We start from the raw sequence: 6,052 nt of genomic DNA, 5'->3' as shown, positions 1-6,052 counted from the left end.
TAGCGCGCCCGCGCGGGCCGCCCCTGCGCGGACGCGGGGCGCCGGCGTTCTCACGCGTTCAGCGACACGTCACGGGCGCGCGGAGCCGTGAACTGTCGCACAGCGCGAAACGGCGCGGACCGCCCGCGCCCCGCGCGCCGGACGAGCGGAGGCACGGGGCGACGTCCGTGGCGGACGCGCACCGTGCCTCCAGGCCGGCCGCTCGTACGGAGCAGCAGGCTGCGACTAGGAGCCCGCTGGTTCCTTCGACCCCGCACCGGACGACGGCACGTCGCCCGAGATGATCGGGATCTCGCTGGTCGAGAAGTCCTTCGCCCAGTCGGACTGCGCCAGGTCGGACTCCGGGTCGTTGTAGTCCTTGATGACGTCCGCGATCTCGTCCTCGTGCGCCACCGTCGGTCCGGACCCCATGAGCGGCGTCGCGGCGGTCTCCTTCGTGAAGTACACGGCGACGAGCCCGATGAGGGCGGCGGCCATCAGGTAGAAGGCCGGGATGTCCTCGGCCCAGCCGTAGCCGGCGTCCTTCGCGGCGTTGATGAGCGCGGCGGTCGCGAGCGGGGTCGTCCCACCGAAGAGCGACACCGACACGTTGAACGCGATGGCGAGGGCGCCGTAGCGGATGATCGTCGGGAAGAGCGCGGGGAGCGTCGAGGGCATCGTGGACGTGAAGGTCACGAGCACGAGACCGAGGATGAGCAGCCCGAAGAACACGCCGACCCCGGTGCCGCTCTGGACGAGCTTGAGCGACGGCCACGACAGCAGCAGGAAGCCGATGCAGCCGGTCGCGAGGACCGGGCGCCGGCCGAACCTGTCGGACAGCCGGCCGCCGAACGTGATGACGACCATCATGAGGATCATCACGATGACGATCAGGATGAGCCCGAAGGTCGCGTTCTGCCCGAGGTTCTGCTCGAGGTACGTCGGCATGTACGACAGGAGCATGTAGTCCGTCACGTTGAAGACCAGGACGAGACCGATGCAGATGATGAGCCCGCGCCAGTTCTCCGCGAAGAGCTTGAGGAACGGCGTCTTCTGCGACTCGCGCTCGGCGGCCTGCTCCTGCTGCTTCTGGAAGGCCGGGGTCTCCTCGAGCTTGAGGCGGAGGTAGAGCCCGATGAGGCCGAGCGGACCGGCGACGATGAACGGGATGCGCCAGCCCCAGCTGAGGAGGGCGTCCTCGGAGAGACCGAACTGCAGGCCGGTGACGATCGACGCGCCGAGCACGTAGCCCGCGAGCGTGCCGAACTCGAGCCACGAGCCCATGAAGCCGCGGCGCTTGTCCGGCGAGTACTCGGCGATGAAGGTCGCGGCGCCGCCGTACTCACCACCGGTCGAGAAGCCCTGCACGAACCGCGCGACGAGCAGCAGGACCGGGGCCCAGAACCCGATGGTCTGGTACGAGGGGATGAGGCCGATCATGAGCGTGCCGGCGGCCATCAGGATCATCGTCAGCGCGAGGACCTTCTGGCGGCCGATCTTGTCGCCGATCGGGCCGAAGACGGCACCACCGATCGGGCGCACGATGAACGCCGCGGCGAAGAAGCCGAAGGTCGCGACGATGTTCGCGGCCGGGTCGCCCTTCGGCAGGAAGACCTGCGAGATGGTCACCGTGAGGTACGCGAAGATGCCGAAGTCGAACCACTCCATCGCGTTGCCGAGGGCTGCTGCGGCGACGGCGCGCTTGAGGAGCGACTCCTCGACGACGGTGACGTCGTCCTTCGTCAGCTTGCGGCGGGCCCGCTTCACGGCGCCCTTCGTCCGGAGCGGCCGATCGCCGTTCGCGGGGCTGGTCTGGTTCGGTGACAAATCGTTCCTCCGGTAGTGCTGCGTCTTGCCTTCGGGCGCCCGGCGAACGGCGACGATGCAGTCCTCGCGAACCCCGCGCCCGCCGGACAAACTCCGACAGCCTAGCAAACACCCGGCGTGTCCGTCAGGACCGTGTGGTACCGACCGTCAGCGATGACGGTGCGAGCCGCTACCATCGGGAGTACCGCGCCGCACGTGCGTGGACATTCAGGCACCTCACCACGGACTCGGTGCCGCACACAGCGGTCGCAGCACCGCGCCGAACGGAAGGCCCGCCATGTCGAAGCCCATGCCCGAGAAGCCCACGGTGGACGGACTCGAAGACGTCTGGGGCCCGGTCTGGGAGCAGGACGGCACCTACCGGTTCGACCGCGACGCCGCCGGCGACCGCAGCAACGTCTACTCGATCGACACCCCGCCGCCCACCGCCTCGGGTTCGCTGCACATCGGGCACGTGTTCTCGTACACGCACACCGACCTCAAGGCCCGGTACGAGCGCATGCGCGGCAAGCACGTCTTCTACCCGATGGGCTGGGACGACAACGGCCTGCCGACCGAGCGCCGCGTGCAGAACTACTACGGCGTCCGCTGCGACCCGCAGCTCCCCTACGACGCCACCTTCGTGCCGCCGTTCGAGGGCGGGGACGGCAAATCGTCGAAGGCCGCCGACCAGATCCCGGTGTCGCGCCGCAACTTCATCGAGCTGTGCGAGCGCCTGACCGTGCAGGACGAGCAGCAGTTCGAGCACCTCTTCCGCACGCTCGGCCTGTCGGTCGACTGGACCCAGTCGTACCGGACGATCGACGACACCTCGCGGGCGAGCGCACAGCGCGCGTTCCTCCGGAACCTCGAGCGCGGCGAGGCCTACCAGGCCGACGCCCCGACGCTCTGGGACGTGACGTTCCGCACGGCCGTGGCCCAGGCCGAGCTCGAGGACAAGGAGATGCCCGGCGCGTACCACGGCATCGCCTTCCACCGCACCGACGGCGGCGACGACGTCGTCATCCAGACCACCCGGCCCGAGCTCCTCCCCGCGTGCGTCGCCCTCGTCGCGCACCCGGACGACGAGCGCTTCCAGGACCTCTTCGGCACCACGGTCCGCTCCCCCCTGTTCGACGTCGAGGTCCCGGTGCTCGCGCACCACCTCGCGCAGCAGGACAAGGGCGCCGGCATCGCGATGGTCTGCACGTTCGGCGACACCACCGACGTCGTCTGGTGGCGCGAACTGCAGCTGCCGAACCGCGCGATCATCGGCTTCGACGGCCGCGTGCGCTCCGACGAGCCGGCCTGGATCGAGTCCGAGGGCGGCAAGGCCCTCTACGCCGAGATGGCCGGCAAGACCGTGTTCTCGGCGAAGAAGGTCGTCGTGGACGCCCTCACCGCGTCCGGTGACCTGATCGGCGACGTGAAGACGATCACCCACCCGGTGAAGTTCTTCGAGAAGGGCGACAAGCCGCTCGAGATCGTCTCGACACGGCAGTGGTACATCGTGAACGGCGCCCGCGACGAGGAGCTCAAGGCGACGCTCCGGCGCCGCGGCGACGAGATCGCGTTCCACCCGGACTTCATGCGCGTCCGGTACGACAACTGGGTCGGCGGCCTGTCCGGCGACTGGCTCATCTCGCGCCAGCGGTTCTTCGGCGTGCCGCTGCCGGTCTGGTACCCGCTCGACGGTGACGGCAACCCGGTCTTCGACCGGCCGATCGTCCCGACCGAGGCCCAGCTCCCCGTCGACCCGGCGTCCGAGCCGGCCCCGGGCTACACCGAGGACCAGCGCGGCGTCGCCGGCGGGTTCCAGGGCGAGCTCGACGTGATGGACACCTGGGCCACCTCGTCGCTCACCCCGCAGCTCGCGGGCAAGTGGGAGACCGACCCGGCGCTGTACGACCTCGTGTACCCGTACGACGTCCGCCCGCAGGCGCAGGACATCATCCGCACGTGGCTCTTCACGACGGTGCTCCGCAGCCAGCTCGAAGCGGACACCGTGCCGTGGAAGCACGCGTCGATCTCCGGCTTCATCGTGGACCCCGACCGCAAGAAGATGTCGAAGTCCAAGGGCAACGTCGTCACGCCGCTGTCGATCCTCGAGCAGCACGGTGCCGACGCGGTCCGCTACTGGGCGGCCTCGTCGAAGCTCGGCACCGACGCGGCGTTCGACCCGCAGAACCCGAAGCAGATCAAGGTCGGCCGCCGTCTGGCGATCAAGGTCCTGAACGCCGCGAAGTTCGTCTACGGCTTCCCGCTGCCCGAGGGCGCCACGAGCGTCACGGAGCCGCTCGACGTCGACGTGCTCGCCGAGCTCGGGTCGGTCATCGACCAGGCCACCACGGCGTTCGACGCCTTCGACCACGCCCGTGCCCTCGAGGTGATCGAGCGCTTCTTCTGGACCTTCTGCGACGACTACCTCGAGCTCGTCAAGGAGCGGGCGTACGGCACCGCGTCCGACGCGACGCACGAGACGCAGGCGAGCGCGGTCCTCGCGCTCCGCGCCGCCATCGACGCGCTGCTGCGCCTGCTCGCACCGTTCCTCCCGTTCGCGACGGAGGAGGTGTGGGCCTGGACCCACGAGACCAGCGTGCACCGCGCCTCCTGGCCGACCGTGGCCGAGCTGCCCACGCAGGCCGAGCCGACCGGGCTCCTCGGAGCGGTGGGGCAGGCACTCATCGGCATCCGCGGCGCGAAGACCGCGGCGAAGGCCTCGCAGAAGACGCCCGTGACGCGCGCCGTCGTGCAGGCCCCGGCCGAGACCCGGGCGCTGATCGAGCGCGCGGCGGTCGACCTGGCGGCCGTCGGACGCGTCGAGAACCTGTCGTTCGAGGACGGCGCGGAGCTCGCGGTCACCGAGATCGAGCTGGCGGAGCAGCAGGCGTAACGTCGGCACACCGGCCGGGTCGCGTCACCGACGCGGCCCGGCACACGGACTGGAGGCACGGATGCAGTTGGGCAGACGCTGGAACGTGGGTGCCGAGGCACCCGGGCAACTCCCCGAGGCGATGGTCGTCGCCGTGCGGGGCGTCGAGGCCGAGCTCGTGGACGAGTCCGTCGACACGGCGGGGTGGGGCTGGACCCTGACGTTCCTCGAGGGCAAGCCGATGGTCGCACTCGACGACGGCACCTCGATCCACCTCGACGACGCCGGGCGTGCCCAGGTGACGAACCCGGACGACGCCGCCGAAGAGGACTGAGCGCGCGCCCGCGCATCGCTTGGTGAGCAGAAATGGTCGGGTCCCGCTGGGGAACCCGACCATTTCTGCTCACGATGCGAGCACGCACGCTCCTTCGCGAGCCAGCTCAGCAGGATCTCGTTGCAGGCCGTGCGGAGCGCCCTCGATCTCGACGTACTCGGCGTGCGGCAGGACGCAACGGTCGTTCTCCGCCGATGTGGCCTACAGTAGAGAACGGTCGTTCCCGGCGCGGGTCGAGAACGGTGAACACGCAGCGAACGAGGTCCGCCCATGGCAGCCAGCACCCTCCCGACCGTCGACCCCGACGTCCGGGCACACATCGTCGACGTCGCCGACCAGCTCTTCTACGCCCGCGGCATCCAGGCCGTCGGCATGGACGAGATCCGCACCGGTGCCGGGGTGTCGCTGAAGAAGCTCTACGCCGCGTTCCCCGGCAAGGAGCAGCTGATCGCGGCGGTCCTCGCCGGACGCCACGACATCTGGGAACACGGGGTCCACGGTGCGGTCGACAGCGCCGCCACCGCGCGGGACAAGCTGCTCGCGGTCTACGACTTCCTCGAGTCGTGGTTCGGCGACGACGCCTTCCGCGGCTGCGGCTTCATCAACGCCTTCGGGGAACTCGGGGCCACCTCCCCCGCCGTCGCCGAGATCGCGCGCGCACACAAGGACTCGTTCCAGCGCTTCGTCCAGGACCTCGCGGCGTCGGTCGTCGCGGATCCCACCACTGCCGAGGAACTCGCCGCGCAGCTCGCCCTCCTCGCCGAGGGTGCGCAGACCACGGCCGCCATCGCCGGGTCGTCGACGCCCGCGCGGCACGCGCGGCGGGCGGCCGAGACGCTGATCGACGCAGCGACGCGCTGAGCGCGAGCCCTGCAGTTCCGGGCCAGGCCCTTCCGGGCGTACCGGGTCGAATCGCGCGTACCTGATCGATAATTTCGACCAGGTACGCCCGTTCCCGCTTTCCAGTCCAGTCGCTGTGGGAAGGAACGCACCCAGCGGCCCGACGGGAGGCGCGGGTCGGGCCCGCACCGCGCCTCCCGTCCCACAGCGACCAGGGTCCG

Annotated in this window: 4 protein-coding genes; 3 read left to right on the top strand and 1 reads right to left on the bottom strand. The window is 70.1% G+C overall.

All coding sequences use genetic code 11. From position 1 onward, the window contains the following. Positions 1-225: 225 nt before the first annotated feature. Entirely contained in the window at positions 226-1,806 is a 1,581-nt protein-coding gene (gene proP / locus ACNQOV_RS13110; RefSeq protein WP_022907236.1) for a glycine betaine/L-proline transporter ProP, read from the bottom strand. Positions 1,807-2,083: 277 nt separating this feature from the next. On the opposite strand from proP, the gene valS reads away from it, so the two are divergent. The 3 genes from valS (at position 2,084) to ACNQOV_RS13095 (ending at position 5,852) form a co-directional block, all read left to right on the top strand. Next, on the top strand, positions 2,084-4,678 hold the full coding sequence (valS, locus tag ACNQOV_RS13105) for a valine--tRNA ligase (protein ID WP_416394951.1): 2,595 nt from the start codon (positions 2,084-2,086) through the stop codon (positions 4,676-4,678). A 61-nt stretch (positions 4,679-4,739) separates the two neighbouring features. Then, on the top strand, positions 4,740-4,991 hold the full coding sequence (locus ACNQOV_RS13100; protein ID WP_402264110.1) for a hypothetical protein: 252 nt from the start codon (positions 4,740-4,742) through the stop codon (positions 4,989-4,991). 270 nt (positions 4,992-5,261) lie between these two features. Further along, positions 5,262-5,852 carry a TetR/AcrR family transcriptional regulator gene (locus ACNQOV_RS13095; protein WP_416394948.1) on the top strand — a complete coding sequence of 197 codons (591 nt, stop codon included), beginning with the start codon at positions 5,262-5,264 and terminating at the stop codon, positions 5,850-5,852. Positions 5,853-6,052 lie beyond the last annotated feature (200 nt).

The organism is Curtobacterium sp. LFS084 (assembly GCF_047977705.1).
Classification (GTDB): Bacteria; Actinomycetota; Actinomycetes; order Actinomycetales; family Microbacteriaceae; genus Curtobacterium.
This window is presented reverse-complemented; position numbering and strand designations above follow the sequence as displayed.